At 46.1% G+C, this 20,595-nt stretch carries 11 protein-coding genes; all 11 read left to right on the top strand.

Going from position 1 to position 20,595, the window contains the following annotated elements; translation table 11 throughout:
• Positions 1-128: 128 nt before the first annotated feature.
• Complete coding sequence (locus tag Q1V85_RS13545) at positions 129-2,981, top strand: TIM-barrel domain-containing protein (protein WP_300600782.1); 2,853 nt, start codon at positions 129-131, stop codon at positions 2,979-2,981.
• A 24-nt stretch (positions 2,982-3,005) separates the two neighbouring features.
• A complete protein-coding gene (locus tag Q1V85_RS13550; RefSeq protein ID WP_300600784.1) occupies positions 3,006-6,128 on the top strand; it encodes a TonB-dependent receptor in 3,123 nt (1,040 codons plus the stop codon).
• A 17-nt stretch (positions 6,129-6,145) separates the two neighbouring features.
• Complete coding sequence (locus tag Q1V85_RS13555) at positions 6,146-7,765, top strand: RagB/SusD family nutrient uptake outer membrane protein (protein WP_300600786.1); 1,620 nt, start codon at positions 6,146-6,148, stop codon at positions 7,763-7,765.
• Between the two features lie 27 nt (positions 7,766-7,792).
• Positions 7,793-8,617, top strand: coding sequence for a hypothetical protein (locus tag Q1V85_RS13560; protein WP_300600788.1), 825 nt, complete (start codon positions 7,793-7,795; stop codon positions 8,615-8,617).
• Between the two features lie 39 nt (positions 8,618-8,656).
• Positions 8,657-11,827, top strand: coding sequence for a TonB-dependent receptor (locus tag Q1V85_RS13565; RefSeq protein ID WP_300600790.1), 3,171 nt, complete (start codon positions 8,657-8,659; stop codon positions 11,825-11,827).
• Positions 11,828-11,995: 168 nt separating this feature from the next.
• Entirely contained in the window at positions 11,996-13,585 is a 1,590-nt protein-coding gene (locus Q1V85_RS13570) for a RagB/SusD family nutrient uptake outer membrane protein (protein WP_300600791.1), read from the top strand.
• A 27-nt stretch (positions 13,586-13,612) separates the two neighbouring features.
• The gene (locus tag Q1V85_RS13575; protein ID WP_300600793.1) at positions 13,613-15,136 is read left to right on the top strand and encodes a glycan-binding surface protein; all 1,524 of its coding nucleotides are present in this window, start codon (positions 13,613-13,615) and stop codon (positions 15,134-15,136) included.
• Between the two features lie 169 nt (positions 15,137-15,305).
• Positions 15,306-16,754: a cellulase family glycosylhydrolase gene (locus Q1V85_RS13580; RefSeq protein WP_300600795.1), complete on the top strand. Its 1,449-nt coding sequence runs from the start codon at positions 15,306-15,308 to the stop codon at positions 16,752-16,754.
• A 13-nt stretch (positions 16,755-16,767) separates the two neighbouring features.
• Positions 16,768-18,321, top strand: a complete 1,554-nt coding sequence (locus Q1V85_RS13585; RefSeq protein WP_300600797.1) for a glycoside hydrolase — start codon at positions 16,768-16,770, stop codon at positions 18,319-18,321.
• 130 nt (positions 18,322-18,451) lie between these two features.
• Positions 18,452-18,619, top strand: coding sequence for a fibronectin type III-like domain-contianing protein (locus Q1V85_RS13590; RefSeq protein WP_300600875.1), 168 nt, complete (start codon positions 18,452-18,454; stop codon positions 18,617-18,619).
• A 128-nt stretch (positions 18,620-18,747) separates the two neighbouring features.
• Entirely contained in the window at positions 18,748-20,388 is a 1,641-nt protein-coding gene (locus Q1V85_RS13595) for an alpha-L-fucosidase (RefSeq protein WP_300600799.1), read from the top strand.
• Positions 20,389-20,595: the final 207 nt, after the last annotated feature.

A 20,595-nucleotide genomic window follows, 5' to 3' on the forward strand; every position in this document is an offset into this window, starting at 1 on the left:
TTCTATGAAAATCCTGTAATTAGTTGGTTTGCAACAAATGAGTACCTAATCTGTAACAAACCGGTACCCCCGTGGCAGGACTTAGACCCTACTTTTGAGCAGTATAAATCTAACGAATTACTTAGGGTATGAAAAAATTATGGCTATTGCTGGTATGGATGATCTTCAATTCTAATGCTGTCATTTTGGCGCAAAATAACGGTGTCTCCAAAACGGATGACGGGGTTATTGTTTATGTTGACCGGCCGGAAGGCGGCCAGCAAGCGATAAAAGCGGAAATAATATCCGACAATATTGTACATATTACTGCAGCGCCGAACAGGGAAATACGCCCTTTCTCCAGCCTGGTTACTTCTTATATAAAGAATAAAAATGTAGCCTGGACATCAGCTGTTGTGAACGGGAAACTGGTGATAAAAACCAAAAACCTGGTTACGGAAATTGACAAAAAAACCGGGGCGGTTTCCTTTTTTAATAAAAACGGAGCGCGGATCCTGGCCGAAAAAAATGTTGGCGGGCGGATTTTTAAACCGGTAATAATAGACGGGAAACCCAATTATCACCTGACCCAATCCTTTCAAACGGCAAACGATGAGGCCATATATGGATTGGGACAGCATCAAAGCGGTATCATCAATTATAAAGGACAGCAGGTTGAGTTTTTTCAAAACAACACAGAAGTTGCCATTCCGTTCCTGGTTTCCAATAAACGTTATGGCATATTGTGGGATAATTATTCACTCACCAAAGCAGGGGATGTGCGCCCGCTGCATCCGCTGGGTGACTACCAGTTGTTTTCAAAAAATGGCGAAGAAGGGTGGCTTACGGCATCTTACGCCAACGATAAAAACAAACCACAGGAAGTTGTCACGGAAAGAGCGGAAAGTAAAATTGATATGGAATTTTTGGGTGATAGTAAAATTCAGTTACCCAAAGAATTTAAACCCGAAACAGGCACCGTTACCTGGCAGGGGAGTATTGCCACCAACCTGTCGGGATTGCACCAGTTAAAGTTTGTATTTGGCGGTACCCTTAAAGTGTGGATCAACAATCAACCCGTACTCAACCGTTGGCGAAAAGCATGGAACCCTGCAACAGCGTTCGTACCGTTCACTGTAAAAAATAACGAAAAAATCCCGATCTGTATTGAATGGACACCGGAAGGAGGGGAATCCTATATCTCTGTAAAATGGCAGGAACCGCTTACAGCCGAAGCGAAAAATACGTTCAGCTTCTCATCCGAGGCAGGCAAACAAATGGACTACTATTTTGTGTACGGCGGTAATAATATGGACAGCGTTATTGCCGGCTACCGCTATCTTACCGGCAAGGCGCCCATTGTGCCCAAATGGGCTTTGGGCTTCTGGCAAAGCCGGGAGCGTTATAAAACGCAGGACGAGATCCTTGCCACGGTACATGAATTCAGGAAAAGACAACTACCGATCGATAATATTGTGCTGGACTGGAGTTACTGGCGCGAGCAGGAATGGGGAAGCCAGGAATTTGACAAAACCCGTTTCCCCTCGCCCGATAGTATGATTGATGCGCTGCATAAACAATATCATACGCAGATAATGATTTCGGTTTGGCCCAAGTTTTATGAAGGCATTACCACCTATAATGATTTTAATAAAAACGGCTGGCTGTATAAACGCAATATTGCCGACCGTCAGCGGGATTGGATCGGGCAAGGCTATACATCTACTTTTTATGATGCATTTAACGCGGATGCCCGGAAAGGTTTCTGGAACCTGATCGATAAAAAACTGTACAGCAAAGGAATCGATGCCTGGTGGATGGATGCCAGCGAGCCCGATATTCTTTCCAACGTCAGTCCCGGAAAAAGAAAGCTGCAAATGACGCCAACGGCCCTGGGCAGTGCGGCGGAATATCTAAATGCGTACCCGTTACAAAATGCAAAAGGGATCTATGAAGGACAACGGTCGGCCCATCCGGATCAGCGGGTGTTTTTATTAACCAGGAGCGCTTTCGCCGGTTCGCAACGGTACGCGGCTACGGTTTGGAGTGGCGATATCGGATCTACCTGGGAGGATATGAAAAACCAGGTAGCAGCAGGGGTTAATTATTCAATGTCGGGCCTGCCTTACTGGACAATGGATATCGGCGGTTTTGTAGTGCCCGAAAAATTTGAAAAACCCGATGCCGCAGCATTGGAAGAATGGCGGGAACTGAATGCCCGCTGGTACCAGTTCGGCGCATTTGTTCCGTTATTCCGGGCGCATGGCCAGTACCCGTATCGCGAAATATTCAATATCGCTCCCGAAGACCACCCCGCATACAAAAGCTTTGTTTTTTACGATCAGCTACGGTACCGGTTGTTGCCCTATATCTATTCCTGTGCCGGGGCCGCATATCATGATAACTACACCATCATGCGTGGTTTGGCAATGGACTTTCCCGATGATGCCTCGGCACACAACATTGCTGATGCATACATGTTTGGGAGTGCATTGCTCATCAATCCGGTATATCAATATAAACAAACCAGCCGGAGCGTGTACTTACCAAAAGGTGCCGGATGGTATGACTTGTATTCAGGCAAATTTTATGCTGCCGGGCAACATATAAATGCCGTTGCGCCTTACGAAAGAATACCTGTATTTGTAAAAGCAGGGTCCATTGTTCCTTTTGGACCTGCATTACAATATACCGCAGAGAAAAAAGCAGACACCATCATCTTAAATGTTTATACGGGTGCCGATGCAAGGTTTCATTTATACGAGGATGAAGGCACCAATTATAATTATGAAAATGGCCGTTATTCCATTATACCGGTTCAATACAATGAAGCGGCACATACGCTGACCTTTGAAGACCGGAAAGGAAGCTTTGAGGGCATGCCGGACAAAAGGGTATTCCTGGTAAATATTATTTCCAGTACACAATCAAAATTGCTGGATTTTAATCGCTACGACAAACTGGTACGGTATGAAGGCAAAAAAACAACCGTACAACTGTAATTTTTTATATAATAAATGCCATATATGAAAAGAATAAAAACGATTCGCTTGCAAATGCTACTGAAAGGTATGCTGTTTGTATGGCTCTTAGCAGGTGGTAGCACGGCAGCTTTTGCGCAAACAAAAATCAGCGGCACGGTTACCCATCAAAACAAGCCCGTTGCCGGTGCTACGGTACAGGTTGTAAAAACGGCCCGCTATACCACTACCAATGATGCAGGTCATTTCAGCATTGAAGCAAAAACGGGCGACCATATCGCGATCACCCGTGTTGGCTATCTGCAAAAGGAAGTAACAGTTACTTCGGATAACCTGGATGTTCAATTGGAAATAGCCGACAACCAATTGGAGAATGTAGTAGTCATCGGTTATGGTTCCCAAAAGAAAAAACTGGTAACCGGGGCAAACGTACAGGTAAAAGGTGAGGATATCCAGAAACAAAGTACTACAGATCCCTTGCAGGCATTGCAGGGCCAGGCTCCCGGTGTTCAGATCACTTCATCGTCTGGTCAGCCGGGATCCGGAATGGTGGTGGTTATCCGCGGTAAAGGAACCATTGGCAGTTTTTCCCCGTTATATGTGGTGGATGGTGTACAGGTGGGTGGCGATATTTCCTACCTGAATCCCAACGATATTGAATCCATAGATGTGTTGAAAGATGCCGCCTCTGCGGCTATCTATGGATCACAGGCGGCCAACGGCGTAATATTGGTGACTACAAAGTCTGGAAAATTAAACCGCAGGCCCCAGGTAACTTTCGATGCGTATTACGGCTGGCAGAATGTGGCGCGAAAAGCGCAATTACTCAATGCCAAAGAATATGCGACCATAGTAAATGAGGCGGCAGTGAACTCGGGAAAGGATCCCTATTTCACCAATGACGTGATCAACAACCTGAAAGTAAACACCAACTGGATGGACCAGATGTTTGCAAAAAATGTACCGACCCAGAATTATGTATTGGGTGTTTCTGGAGGTAGTGCCGCTTCTGTATATTCCTTATCTCTGGGATATACCGGCCAGGGGGGAATCGTAGGCGGGGCTAAGTTCTCCAATTTTGACCGGTATACATTCCGGGTAAACTCCGAGCACAATCTGTATAATAATATTGTAAAGCTCGGTCAGCATCTTACATTTAATTACCAGAACAATCATGGGCTGGCCGTTGGGGGCATTTATGGCAATACCTTGCGCAGCGCCTATAACACGAGCCCGTTCTTGCCCATGTATGATTCAGCGGGGGCTTATTTTAATGCGGCTAATAACGGGTGGTATCCCGGCGACCCGGGCCGGGCCTGGAATACAGGCGAGTCCAATCCTTATGCCGGGATGGATTATACCACGCGCGCTGCCAATAGTAATCAGAAATTATTCGGCGACATATATGCGGTGATCGAGCCCATAAAAGGACTACGATTCCGGAGTGCATTGGGTGTAAATTATACGCCAGGCCAGGCGCATGGTTACCTGCCGCCTTACAAATTGTCGGTTTATGCGTTTAATGATACGGCTACTGTATGGCAGTCGATGAATGCCGGCCTGGGTATTCAATTCGATAACCAGTTAAGTTATGACTTTAAAGTGGAGAGTGGCCATGATTTTAGCGTGATGGCGGGTAGTTCCGCGTTAAAAACGAAAGGGACCAACATATACGGCAGCAATTTCAATTTACGTGTTGCAGATCTGGCGTATGCTTATCTTTCTGTTGCGCAGAATACGACACAGGCAAACAAGATGGGCATCAGCGGCGGCCCGTACGAATCGGCCCTGTTGTCTTATTTTGGAAGGCTTCAATATAATTACCAGGAGAAATATTTGCTGAACCTTACATTCCGCGGCGATGGATCTTCCAATTTTGCCCCTGCGCATCGTTGGGGATATTTCCCGTCCGTTGCTGCGGGGTGGATCGTGTCAAAAGAAAAATTCATGACCGCTGTCAGCGGGATTAACTTTTTAAAGATCCGTGCAACCTGGGGGCGTGTCGGAAACCAGAACGTAGCCCCCTATCAATACCTGGCCCCGATAAGCTTTATAAACGCACGGTATAATTTTGGCAGTACAGAAGGTAACAATGTTGCCGGTGCCTTCCCAAGCCGGCTGGCCAATCCTGATATTAAATGGGAAACCTCCGAACAAAGCAATATCGGCTTTGATGCGCTTATCTTACATAACCTGAATATAACGGTTGACTACTATAATAAAAAGACAAAAGACTGGTTAATTAAAGCGCCCATACTGGCAACAGCGGGTGCGGAAGCTCCCACCATCAACGGTGGAGATGTTACCAATACGGGCTTCGAGGCCTCCTTCTCCTATCACAACACAATCGGTAAGTTACAGTATACGGTTAATGCCAACGGCGCCTATAACAAAAACCAGGTGGGCAATATCCCCACCAGGGATCATATTATTCATGGAAATACCAATGTTTTATTTAATAACGGACCAGAGTTTTACAGGGCCGAGAACGGTTTCCCCATTGGTTATTTCTGGGGGTATAAAACGGCGGGCATCTTTCAGACCGAAGCAGATGTGCTGAATTATAAGAATACGGCCGGCCAGCTCATTCAACCCAATGCACAGCCGGGGGATGTGCGGTATGTGGATCTTAATAACGATGGTATAATCGATGATAAAGATAAAACCCGGATAGGGGATCCGAACCCGCATTATACATTTGGGTTTGGCGTATCGCTCGAATACAAGGGATTTGATTTCCTGGTGCAGGCATCCGGGGTGGCCGGCAACAGCATTGTACAGTCGTGGCACGATCCTGCAGGGCCTTTTGGCAACTGGAGCAAAGACATCTTAAACAGATGGCATGGCGAGAGTACCTCTGACAGGCTACCGCGTGTAACGGAGGATAACCGTAACTGGACGGGCTTTTCAGACCTGTATCTTCAAAAAGGAGATTTTTTAAGGATCAATACGATGACCCTGGGCTATGATCTTTCAAAATCCGTTCGTACAGGCATTTTTAGCAGGGCCCGGGTATATGCTTCGGTGCTCAATGCCTTCACCTTTACCCGGTATAACGGTATGGACCCTGAAATAGGTTTTAATGCGGGCGACTTTACACAAGGTGTGGATGTTGGGTATTATCCGCGCCCCAGAACCCTGCTGGTTGGCGCCAATATTCGTTTGTAAATTTTAAATAATCAGAAATGAACAAGTTCAAACTATATATAACGATTGCTGCGGTATCCGTATTGGCATCCTGCAGCAAATCCTTTCTCGATACAAAGGACGTAACCACTGGTTCAGAAGAAAATTTTTATAAAACACCTGCGGATGCGTTTAAAGCGCTTACCGGTGTGTATGCCGGGTTAAAAACCGCTGTTTCAAATGGAGGAGGAATCGTATCCATGTCGGAAGTGATGTCTGACAATGCCTTCGGCGCTACCGGAAATGGCGATGGATGGGGATGGACAATGGTCGATGAGTTTAATAAGTTGCGCTCTCCCGCCGATATGGATATGTATTCCGGCCCCTGGGCCGATTATTATAAAGCCATTTACCGGGCCAATATGCTGCTGAAAAATATCGGCCAGGTCAACTGGTCGGGCACTGCCGATGCAAGCAACGCCTATATAGCCGAAACCCGGTTTATACGGGCCTATTGCTATTTCGACCTGGTAAGATTGTTTGGCAATATCCCTTTGCTTACGGCACCTTCTGCTGATAATATTCCACAGGCAGGCGCTGATAGTGTTTATAACTTAATAGCGCAGGATTTAAAATATGCCATTGACAATCTTTCTGCAATCAGCTATCCCAGCCAGGATAAAGCTACTTATGGTCGTGCCACTAAATGGGCTGCAGAAGCGTTAATGGCGCGGGTATATCTTTATTACACCGGCTATTATGGCAAGCCTGATCTGGCCGGGGTAATAACCAAAGCCGATGCATTGAAGTATACGGAAGATGTAATTGCCAACAGCGGCCACGGCCTGGTCGACAATTTTGCCAACCTGTGGCCCGCGGCTTCCCTGGACAACTATGCCGGTGAAAATAATAAGGAAACGGTTTTTGGAGTTAAATACACGTTTACCGGCGATTATAATGGAAATACGGATGGTAACCAGTGGATGGTGATGTTTGGCATACGCTATGGTGTAAACAGCCAGATTACACCCTATGGCCAGGGCTGGGGGGGCGCCACCGTTAATCCCAGGCTATGGAACGCATACAGCCTTGTTGATTCGGTAAGACAAAAGGCCACCATTATCTCCATTGCCGGTGAGGAATTGCCCAAAGGAGGCTCCGTATCGGATATCCAGAAAGACCAACGGGAATATACCGGGTACTATTGGAAAAAATATACACCAATGTCTGATGCGGCAGGTAAAAGTTTAGCTGAAAAACTGGGCAGCCCAAGTTTTCAGATAGGACAATACCAGGACTATGTGGCTATCCGGTATGCAGATGTGTTGTTGATGGCGGCAGAATTAGGGTCCGCTAATGCACAAGCCGATTTCGATGCAGTGCGTAAAAGAGCATTGGGTGCCGGCTTTGTTCAAACCCCGGTAAGCCAGGCCGGCATTATGGCCGAAAGAAGACTGGAGTTTGCCGGTGAGGGCATCCGTTACTGGGATCTGCTCCGGCAGGGGGTAGACGCAGCAGCTTCAACGATCGCTGAAACTACAACGCTGCTCAATGGAGGGGCGCCGGCAACCGTAACCATTGCTGCGGATAATATAAAAGCTACAAAGGGACTGTCTCAAATACCCAATAACCAGATCTCATTGTCAAATGGGGTCCTGAAACAAAATGCCGGCTGGTAATTCGTTGAACCAATAAAATTGTTTGTCATGAAAAAAATATCCAGGATATCTCTCTTTTTTTTAGGGCTCATCATGCTGTTTACGGCTTGTAAACCAGATGTTGCAGGCCTGGGCCCTGTATTAAATAAAACGGATCTTAAATTTTCCGTAACACCCGATCCGGCAAATCCCAATAATTTCATTTTACAAAGCCTTACGCCCAATGTAACGCCCTATTGGGTAACCCCAACCGGTAAGTCGATCCGCGTAACAGATACGATGAATTTTCCTTTCCCGGGTACAGATACCATTTATTACAGTGTTGAAAGCGCAGGTGGAATGGTAACCGCAGATCCTTATGTAGTGACTGTTTCCACTATTGATGCCCAAACGGTAAGCGACCCGATGTGGATCAATCTTACCGGGGGGCTGGGAAAATCTAAAACATGGAAGCTGGATGTAAATGCAGCCGGTGCCAGTAAATATTTTAATGGGCCCGTCTATTTTGCAGGAGCGAATTATAGCTGGGAATGGGACGCCAGCTGGTTCGACTGGGTAATGCCTGCGGGTGATTATGGCACCATGACATTTGATTTAATAGGCAATGCCAATTTAAAGGTGAATAATACAATGGCGCCCGCTTTATCAGGAACAGGAAAGTTTATGCTGAATGTCAAAAACAAAACCCTGTCCACTTTTGGCACAGATGTGCTTCATGATCAAAAAAATCAGGGTAACCAAATACCGAACTGGAGAGGTGGTTTGCTGGTTAAATCACTGACGGCTGATCAATTGCAACTGGTTGCTGTCAATAAAGACGGAACCTGGGTGATCTATAACTACATTTCCCAAAACTATTATGATACACATTAGAAAAGCATTTCATTAACCACCATTTCTAAAAGAGCTTGTATGGAAAAAGAAACGATACGCTTGTTAAAACGCCTGCCGGCAGCTATTTTATGCATATTGCTGCTGGTGGGTACCACGGCATTTGCGCAAACAAAGATCAGCGGAACGGTTACCGATAACCTGAAGAAACCCATTGCCAGCGCTACCATTCACGTGGTAAAAACCACGCGTTATACCACAACAGATAGCACCGGTAGCTTCAGTATTGAAGCCGGCAAAGGCGAGGTCATTGTCATCAGCCATATTGGCTATACACAAAAGGAAGTGCCGGTTACCTCGAACAGGCTGAATATTCAGCTGGAAACAACCGATAACCAATTGGAGAATTTAGTGGTAATTGGCTATGGAAAAGTCAGGAGAAAGGATCTTACCGGATCGATTTCTTCCATCTCCGGGGATGAATTGCGCAAAACGCAGCCGTCTACATTCGACCAGGCTTTGCAGGGAAAAGTAGCAGGGGTAATGGTACAGCAGATCTCCGGTCAGCCCGGAGGGGGCGTATCTATACAGATTCACGGCGTTTCATCTGTAAACGGAAACAATTCTCCTTTATATGTGATCGACGGAGTGGTGATTGCACCACCGGGTAATCCGGGTGCTGGTTCAAACCCTTTAAATACAATCAACCCTTCCGAAATTGAATCGATCGATGTATTAAAAGATGCTTCGGCAACGGCCATCTATGGTTCGCAGGCAACCAATGGTGTTGTTGTTATTTCAACAAAACGGGGCAGGTCCGGTCCGCCCACCATCACCTACGATAACTATTTTGGTTATCAGCAATTGCCCAAAAGATTACCGGTGGTTGATCTGCCGCAGTTTGCCTCATTACTGAATGCCAGGGCTGCGGTTTGGGGTTTTGATGCCCGTCCGGAATTTGCCAATCCCAAATATTTAGGAGCCGGCACCGATTGGCAGGAGGCATTATTCCGCAGCGCGCCGATGCAAAATCATAACCTGGCTATAAACGGGGGCGACGCAAGAACGCAATATTTATTATCATTATCCTATTTCAACCAGGATGGCATAGCGCTTGGGTCAAACTTTAAAAGATATTCGGTGCGCCTGAATCTGGATAACAAAACCACCAGCTGGCTTAAAATAGGAACCAGTTTGCAATTGGCGCATATAAACGAAGCGGTATCTACCACATCAAACAGTGTCATCAATACCGCGCTTAGTTTAACACCGGATATTCCCGTAAAAAATCTCGACGGCAGCTGGGGCGGCGTTACCAATACTTCGGGATGGGTAACGCCCGTGCCCAACCCCGTAGGGCTTGCTGCTTTAAATTCGGATAACAGGAGAAGAAACCAGTTGTTTGGTAATGTGTATGCTGAAATCCAGTTTTACAAGGACCTGTCTTTAAGAAATGAGGCGTCCGGTAATTTTGATTTTGCAACTGAAGACATTTTTCATCCAACCTACACGTTTGGAAAAGTACAGAATACCGTTAATTCCGCATCCTATGCTTCCAATCAGAATATTTACACAGTTGTACGAAATTATTTTAACTACAATCATTTATTTAACAAGCGATACAATATAAGCGCCACAGCCGGGCACGAAGCGCAGTTAACGACCTTCGAAAATGTTTCCGCTTCAAGGCAGAATTTTCCTTCCAATAATGTAAAATCCATCAGTGCAGGAGATGCCACTACCGCTGCCAATAGCGGGGTAAAAGGCTCGGGCCCAGCACTGGAATCTTATTTTGGGCGCTTAAGCCTTACGGTGAACGATAAATACCTGCTTACGGGGAACCTGCGTCGTGATGGGTCTTCCAACTTTGCCGAAGGCAGGCGTTGGGTTACCACCTACTCAGGTGCCTTCGCGTGGAAGCTGAATAATGAACGCTTTTTAAAGAGCGTGTCATTTATCAATGAATTAAAACTGCGCTTGGGTTATGGCGTTACCAATAACCAGAACATACCTCCTAATATGTACACCACGTTGCTTACAGCTGTACAAACTGCCTTATCGGGTGCGTCGCAGTTCCAGTCCAATTTAGCCAACCCCTTTATTTCCTGGGAAAAAACAAACAATGCAAATGCCGGGTTAGACGGAACATTTTTAAACTGGAAAATAAATTTTTCGTTAGATGTTTATAACCGTAAAACAGATGGGCTGTTATTAGCACTTCCGTTGCCCTTATTTTCGGGTACTACCACCGGTTGGTCGCCCGGGGCCATGGCTGCGCCTATTGTAAATATCGGTTCAATGAGCAATAAAGGCTTTGATTTCAGAATCGGTACTACCAATATCAGCAGGAAAAACGTTACCTGGAAAACAGATTTTACGCTTTCCTATATTGAGAATAAAGTAGTCAGCTTAGGCTCCGGTGGCACTTCGGCCAATATCCCCCAGTCTTTAAACGGTTATGTTTTTGGCAAAACGGTTGTGGGAAAACCGATGGGCGCATTTTACGGCTACAGGTTTGACGGGGTGTTTGCTAAGCCGGAAGATTTTAAAACGCATGCCCTGCCGGTAGATCAAAGCGGCAATCCTTACCCGGTGTCTCCAAATGGTGGCGGTATCTGGTATGGCGACCGCATGTATAAGGATCTGAATGGCGATGGCGTTATTGATACCAAAGATCAAACCTATCTGGGGTCTCCTTTGCCTAAATATCAGTTTGGGTTTAATAATACGTTGAACTATAAAAATTTTGACTTTAATATATTCTTTACCGCCAGCGTAGGCAATAAGGTGTTGAACCAGCTGAAGATTTCGCAAAACAATCCCCAAAACAATACGTCTTATTTCACGCCGGTATTGGATTATGCCGTTGTTGCCATGAAAGATCCCAATGGATCAACAACCGATTATACTAATTTCTATGTTAAAAACCCGGATACATGGATCGTTGGCCTGCGTAATGATAATACCAATGAAAACAGCCGCCCTTCCGATCTGTTTATAGAAGACGGGTCATTTATCCGCTGCAAAACGATGTCGTTAGGATACCGGTTTTCCGAAAAACTGCTGTCCAGGGTACATGTAAATACCTGCCGGGTATACGCCACGGTATCCAATGCTTTTATGATTACAAAGTATAGCGGCATGGATCCTGAAATCGGATCCTGGAACCCATTACAGGCAGGATGGGATAACGGCTATTATCCGCAACCAAGGGTGTTTACTGTTGGGGTTAATATTGGTTTAAATAAATAAGCGTCTGTTTAAACTTTAATAAAATGACTTATTGTAAACAGTATAGGACTAAAATAACCATTAAGGAATTAAGAATCATAAAGCAATAGGCAGACTTAACTATTCTTAATGTCTTAATGGTTTTCAAAAATAAATTTTTAAACAAGTGCTGAATTAAAATTGAACACAATGAAACATATATATAGATTCATTTTGGTTATGTTCGCCACTGTCGCATTGGGGGCTTGCAGCAAGAGTTTTCTCGACCGGCCATCCCAATCGCAGATCAGTGCGGATAATTTTTACAAAACCACAGCTGACTTGCGCCTGGCAACCGCCAGCTTATATGGCGGCCCTACCTGGGGCATATGGCATCACGCTGCCTTTTTACCGCTGGGCGATATTTTAAGCGGGAATGCTTATTTTCCCTGGAATGGTGATTGGGTACAACTGTACACCCGTACCATAACAGCCGGCAACAGTGTGATGCAGGGCGGGTGGACAGGGCTCTACAATATCATTGGCCAATGCAATACCACGATTAATGCCATTCAACAAAAAGCGGATGCGTCTATCAGTCTTTCAGATAAAAATGCGGCAATTGGCGAAGCAAAATTTATCCGGGGTGTTGCTTATTATTACCTCGCTATGTTGTGGGGTGCCGTGCCCATTATTGAAGATAACAGCAAGCTGATACAACAACCGCTGCTGAACCGCAATATTGTTGGCGATGTCTATAAGTTTATTGCCAGGGACCTGACGTTTGCAGCACAGGCCCTGCCTGTAACGGATGCCACGGGCAGGGTAACCACCTGGTCGGCGCAGGGGATGCTGGGAAAAGTATATCTGACCATGGCAGGGTTAGGGCAATCCGGTGGAACGCGCAACCAGGCCTTATTAGACAGCGCGGCAAAATACGCCGGCAATGTTTGTAAAAACAGCGGGCTTGGTTTACTGCCCAATTATTATAACCTGTTTCGCACCCAGTACAATGATAATCCGGAATCATTATTTGCGTTGCAATGGGCAACAGGGCCGGCTGTATCCTGGCAGGCAGGTAATCTACTGCTTACGTATTCGCCCTCCAATGATATCAACCCGCAGCAGAATGGCGCCTGGACGCCGTTGCAGCCTACCTATGATCTGTATCTGAATTATACCGCGGATGATAGTATAAGAAGAAAAGCAAGCTTTATGCTTAACAAGGATTTTTATCCCGAATTAAATGCTGCCGGTGGCGGATTCACTGCTAACGGGCAATACATGAAAAAGCATATCATCGGCAATGAAAAAGATAACAATGCGCCAACCATGACCTTTACGGCGTCTATAGAGCACGATGCATTGCTGCGCTTAGCCGATGTGTACCTGGTTTACGCCGAAGCCAGATTGGGCAATAATGCGGCCACCGCCGATGCGGATGCCCTGCATTATTTTAACGAGGTAAGGACCCGGGCAGGTATAAGCCTGGTGACAACCATAAACATGGATAGTATCATTAAGGAAAGAAGGATCGAGTTTGCTTTTGAAGGCCAGTTTTGGTTAGACCTGGTGCGGCTTTCATACTGGAACCCGGTTAAAGCGGTGAACTTTATCAATAACCAGCAGCGTGTTACCATTACCGACAGCAGCGGGGTGATGACCCCCACGCCTGCAGGTCAAACCGGCGGACCAACGCCGATTGTTCCGGCAACCATTTCAGCATTTACCTTACAACTGCCGGCATCGGAAGTGGCTACCGATCCTAAATTGTTAGACCCACCGGTACCGTATTATTAATTCATGTGATCAATAAAAAATAATAGTATGCAAAATAGATTAAACCCGGGCTTCCTGCTTTGCTGCCTTTCAGCGGCGTTTATTTTCCTGTTGCCGGCCTGTAAAAAAACAGCCACATCGGAATCTGCCCCTGTAATCACAGCTGTAAGAAATTATGCCGCTTCCCCGGCGGATACCATGCTGAATAGCCTGGCCGCCAATGGTCAATGGGTGGTTATTACCGGCCGGCACCTGCAGAACGCTGTAAACATTCGTTTTAACGGGGTGCCCGCATCTTTCAATAGCGCGTTACTGGCGCAGGATAATGCCGTAGTACAGATCCCCGCTATTTCATTTACAACAATGGATACCAGCAAGCTTTATACCATCGAGTACACAACAACCGCGGGTACCACCATCTTTAATTTTAAGTTAGGACCGGCGGCGCCTGTGATTACGGCCATCTCAAATGTATTTGCCAACCCGGGCGATTCCGTGTTTCTTTACGGTACGGATCTTGTTTTAGGCCAGCATTTATCTTATGGTGGCGCAACGATTACATCCTTCAGGTCCAATCTGGAGGGCACATCGCTTGGTTTCATTATGCCCAACCCTGCACCCATCTCGGGGAATGTGATATTTACCGGCAAAAGCGGCACCGTTGATTTTAAAATTTTAGCATTGCCCACCATCACCGGCCTGTCGAATGCAAATGCCCGGGCCGGCGATTCCGTTTATATTTATGGAACCTATCTTAAAGGGATACAAACGCTAAGTTTTGCAGGTACCCATATTGCGGCATACGCTTCAGCAGACGATGGTAGCGCCGTTGGTTTTATAATGCCCGCCATTGCGCAGGAGGGCCCGGTTTCCGTTACCACAAGTTTTGGCACCGCTACTACGGTGTATCATGTGAATACGGTTGCCAGCGGATCCACCACGGGGTTATTGGCCAATATGGAATGGGGTGATTATTTTGGCTGGGGCTGGTGGGGTGGTGTGGCGCTGACCAGTGGCGATGCAAATTCCGGATGGCCTCCCTACAGCGCAGATTTTAATGGTGTACTGGGTTCAAACACCAGTATGTTTGCAGCCTATAATACCGGAGCCATGCAGAGCGGTGACGGAACGGCAGGGGATGGCAAGTATAATTTCCCCATTGGTGAAAATCAATGGGTGCCCGCAGCAAATCTTTCTGATCCGGTGGATAGCTGGGCGCTCCAATTCGAAATAAGCGTTGCACATCCCTGGAATGGCGGTACCCTATGCTTTGCGAATGGATTTGCCGGTAACTACATCGCCCGTTATGAACCCTGGCAGGTTGCTCCTTCGCGTACCGCTCCATTCTCAACCCGGGGCTGGATCACCGTTACCCTTCCTTTAACCGCATTCCGTGCCGCCGACCCAACCCTTGGCGTGGGAAAAGGTGCTCCGGCAACGGGTTTAACCAATCTCCTGGGCAGCAGCGGCAAAACAAGCCTGAGTATTTACCTGCATAATTTCAGTGGTGCAGCTACCTCAACCGGTTTTTATGCGGCATTGGATAATATCAGGGTCGTAAAAATTAAATAACAAGCAGTCAAAATAGGGCAAGGGGTTTCTACCCCATGTCCCTTTTAAAAAAACAAGAAGATGAACAACATGAAATGAGCATAAAAAATTAGCGGGTTAAATTATATTCAAAACGATGATAATTTTTATGCGAATTCCATCTGACCATTAAAAAATAAAAAACGTACAGATGAATAAACTCATTCTAAATGCTGCAGTATTGATCACAGCGGCAACGGCAATCATTTCCTGCAGTAAAACAGCAGCTGCACCTCAGCTTACACTAACCAATCATACCGATACCATCGCCGCAACGGGGGGCATCAAAACCATTTCTTTTACCAGCAGCGATAAATGGAGTATCGATACAACCGGCCTGGGATGGTTGAAGATCAGCCCTGTTTCCGGAAACGCAGGCAATGCAACGGTACAAATAACGGTTACAGATGCCAACGCTACCGGGGCTTCCCGTTCAAAGCTGGTGTATGTAAGCGCAGATAACGGGCAGGCAAGGAGGGGGGTCATTTATCAGCATGCGCTTATTTATCCATCTTACAATACCAGCCCCAAAGCGCCCGATTCAACGGGGATGAGCACCGCGGTGCAACTGGCTGCCAAATTCAAACTGGGCTGGAACATCGGTAACACGATGGAAGCTCCGAATGGTGAAACCGGTTGGGGCAATCCCCAGGTAACAGCGTCCTATGTAAAGTTTGTAAAACAGCAGGGCTTTACAGCGATCCGCCTTCCATGCGCGTGGAACTGGACCCATCTGAGCGATGAAAAGACCGCAAAGATAGATCCCAACTGGCTCAACCGGGTAAAAGAAATTGTGGGGTATTGTGTAAACAATGACGTGTACGTTATGCTCAATATTCACTGGGACGGTGGCTGGCTGGAAAATAACATCACGAAAGCAAAGCAGGATTCTGTTAATGCAAAACAAAAAGCATTCTGGGAACAAATAGCCACCGCTATGCGCGATTTTGATGAGCACCTGATGTTTGCCAGCGCTAATGAGCCGGCCGCCAATGATGCTGCGGCCATGGAAGTGCTGGCATCCTATCACCAAACCTTTGTGAGTGCCGTTCGCGCCACCGGCGGAAAAAACAGCCACAGGGTGCTTATTGTGCAGGGACCCAATACCAACAGCGAATTGACCTACAACATCATGAATACACTCCCTGCAGACCCTACACCCAATCGCCTGATGGTGGAAGTGCATAACTATCTGCCATCCCAGTTTTGTTTTTTGAATGAAGATGTAAGCTGGGGTAAAATGGCATACTACTGGGGCAAAGGATTCCACTCCACCATTGAGCCGGACCGGAATGCTACGTATGGGGAAGAGGATGCCCATATTGCCGATTACAACAGGATGAAAACAAAATTTGTGGATAAGGGCATACCGGTTATCATGGGAGAGTATGGCGCATACCGGCGTGATCATTCTGCGCATGTTCCCAAAGACCTGGCCCTGCATAACGCTTCAGTAGACTATTGGATAACCTTTACAACCAAAGAAGCATTGGCCCGTGGCATAAAACCGTTTTGGTGGGATACGGGCGGGGCTTTGGACCGGAGCAGTAATACCGTAAAAGACCAGCGAACCATTGATGCGCTGAAGACTGCGCTTTAAAATACCCATACAAATGAAAAAATGGATGATCTTAACCGCTTCGGCTTTTGCTGCACTGTGCTTAAATGCCCAGCGTTTTATCAATATCGATTTCAACAAAACCGCCGGACCGTTCAATACGATGTTTAAAGAATGTGTAGGCGCCGGTCGCGCGCATGAAGGCCTGCGGGCCGACTGGCAGCAGCAACTGGCTTATGTAAGAAAGGAGTGTGGTTTTAAATACATTCGTATGCACGGTTTGTTTACCGATGAAATGGCGGTGTATACGGAAGACAGTCAGGGCCGGCCGGTGTATAACTATATGTATGTGGATGCGCTGTTCGATTATTTATTAAGCATCGGCATGAAGCCCTTTGTGGAGCTGGGTTTTATGCCGAATGCACTGGCCAGTGGCAATAAATCGATCTTTTGGTGGCGCGGAAATGTTACCCCGCCAAAGGATTACAGTAAATGGGAAGCGTTGATAAAAAACCTGGCGCAACATTTTACGGAAAGATATGGAGCGGCCGAGGTGAAGACCTGGTATTTTGAAGTGTGGAATGAACCTAATTTAAAAGACGGTTTCTGGACGGGTACACAGGAGGACTATTTTAAACTGTACGATTATGCCGTAAAGGGCATTAAGGCAGTGGATAAAGCCTATAAAGTGGGCGGACCAGCAACGGCCGGCGCGGCCTGGGTGCCTGAAATGATGGAACATTGTGCAAAAAACAACATCCCCATCGATTTTATCAGCACCCATGCTTACGGCGTGGAACAGGGTTTTTTGGATGAGTATGGCAATGCCGGAACGGTGTTGAGTAAAGACCGTTTTGCGCTGAGTGGTGATGTGCTGAATTCGAGGAAACAAATTTCAGCGTCTGCTTTTCCCCGGCTGGAATTGCATTATACCGAATGGAGCGCATCTTATACCCCTGCGGATCCGATTCACGACAGTTATCATGAAGCCGCTTATATTTTAGAAAAATTAAAGCAGGTGGGCAATGCCGCAAACTCTATGTCGTACTGGGTTTTTACCGATATATTTGAAGAGCCGGGCCCAAGATATACGCCGTTTCACGGGGGCTTTGGCCTGTTAACGATCCAGGGAATTAATAAACCTGCTTTCTATGCCTACCGGTTTTTAAATAAGTTAGGCGAAACAGCGCTGGTTAACAATGACAAACGTTCTTATGCCTGCAAAGATGCGAAAGGCAATGTGCAGTTGCTTTTATGGGATTACACTTACACCCTGCCGGATTCAATCAACAATCAAAATTACTACATTAAAGATCTGCCATCGAAACCTAAGGGTAAAGTGACGATAAATCTTTCGCATGTACCTGCAGGGAAATATAGCATGGAATTGTTTAAAGTGGGCTACCGGCAAAATGATTCCTATACCGGTTATGTGGATATGGGAAGGCCCGGCCAGTTAAGCAAACAACAGGTAGAACAGCTGAAAAATCAAAGCAGTGGCAAACCATTTTTTACCGGTGTCATTGAGATAAAGCCGAATAGCACATGCTCTAAAACCATTGATATAAACGAAAACGATGTGTGTTTTATAAACTTAAAGCCTGTATAAAAAAAACATTAAGAAGTTAAGATGTAATAAGCAAAGTGTTGACTTAACTATTCTTAATGCCTTAATGGTTTAAGAAAAATAAAATTTTAAACAAGCTCGTAGTTAGATTGTAAAAAATGAAAAAAAGAGCATAGCCATTGGTGAAACAAAACTGGTGGAACTGGATGTGAGGGTGTCCGACCTGGCTTTTTATGATGAAAAAATAAAGGATTGGAAGGCAGAAAGCGGTAAGTTTATCCTGCAAATGGGGAATTCTTCACGAAATATTTCGCAGACAGCCACAATTGAAGTGCGGTAAGAAGTATGCCACGAATATACGAATGTGCATCGAATGCATATTCGTGATATTATAATTTCGATATTAAAGCACATGTTTATTCGTGGCAGAAATTTTAAATATCAACCCTATAATTAAAAAATTCAAGTATGAAAAAATTGGTCAGCAGTTGTTTTTTCTTGATTGCTTTAAACCTGCTTTCGTTTGCGCAGGATAAAAAGATCATACAGGTTGCCACCAGCAAAGAGCCGGTTGCCGCCGGCAAATTTCAGCCCACCTGGGAATCGCTGAGTCAATACCAGGCGCCTGAGTGGTTTCGCAATGCCAAATTTGGTATCTGGGCGCATTGGGGGCCGCAATGCCAGCCGGAACAGGGCGACTGGTATGCCAGGGGCATGTATGATGAGGGCAGCGGACAATATAAATCGCATATTGCTCATTATGGGCATCCATCTAAAGCGGGCTTTAAGGAAGTGATCAAAGACTGGAAGGCCGAACACTGGGATCCTGAAAAACTGGTGGCCTTATACAAAAGAGCCGGCGCCCAGTATTTTTTCGCCATGGCAAACCATCACGATAACCTGGACCTGTGGAATAGCAAATACCAGGAATGGAATGCGGTACGTGTGGGCCCCCAAAAAAATATCCTGGACGGATGGGCTGCTGCCGCCCGGAAATTTTCCCTTCCTTTCGGGCTAAGTGTGCATGCTTCCCACGCCTGGACCTGGTTTGAAACGGCGCAACGGTCTGATAAGAATGGCCCTTTGGCCGGCATTCCGTATGATGGCAAATTGACCAAGGCCGATGGAAAAGGAACCTGGTGGGAAGGCCTCGATCCACAGGAATTGTATGCCCAGAATCATGCGCTCAGCAAGGGCAGTGAAGATGTTAGATCGCTGTGGTCCCAGTGGGATTGGAATAATGGTGCATCCATACCATCGCAGGCGTATTGTGAAAAATTTTATAACCGCACAATGGACCTGATCAATCTGTACAAACCCGATCTGCTTTATTTTGATGATACCGGCCTTCCGCTTTACCCGGTAAGCGATGCAGGGTTAAAAATAGCGGCGCATTATTACAATACGAATATGGCCCGGCACCAGGGTAAACTGGAAGCCGTGTTATTTGGCAAAGTACTTACCGATCAGCAAAAAAAATGTATGGTGTGGGATGTGGAAAGGGGCGCTCCCGATAAAATACAGGATAAGCCCTGGCAAACATGCTCCTGTATTGGCGACTGGCATTATAACAGCGCCTTTTTTGACAATGGCTGGTATAAATCTGCCAAAACCGTAATCCAGATGCTGGTGGATATCGTGAGCAAGAACGGGAACCTGTTGCTGAATATACCCGTTCGGGGTGATGGAACGATCGACGAAAAAGAAATAGCTATATTGGAACAGATAGCGGCCTGGATGGATATCAACAAAGAAAGCATTTTTGATACAAGGCCCTGGAAGGTTTACGGAGAAGGCCCGGTAGCCGCATTGAGTAACCCCGTCAATGCCCAGGGATTTAACGAAGGAAAGACAAAGTACACCGATAAAGATATTCGCTTTAACCAAAAAGGAAAGCTGCTGTATGCTACTGTTATGGATGTTCCTGCAACGGCCATCACAATAGAGCTGCTGGGCAAAGAAAAAAATAATGGCCAGGTAAAGCATATATCCTTATTGGGAAGTAAAGAAAAGATCCGGTGGAAACAGGAGGCCGGTTCGTTAGTGATCGAAAAGCCCGGCTTTATTCCTAATAATATTGCATTGGTTTTTAAAATAACAACTGGTTAAAAATGAAACGTAAAAATAATTAATGATAAGCTCCCGCTGAATTCGCAGATTAAAATACAGCGCAGACACGCGCTGAGTACTTTTCCGCGAAAATCAGCGCAAAAAATCGGCGTTCATCTGCGGGAAATGCTTCATGTGGGTCTTTATGAAATTTTTTTAAACTGGCTCCTAATGCTTTTCAAGCATAAATTTTAAACAAGCGCTGCG

It is taken from the genome of Niabella sp. (assembly GCF_030150205.1).
Lineage (GTDB): Bacteria > Bacteroidota > Bacteroidia > Chitinophagales > Chitinophagaceae > Niabella.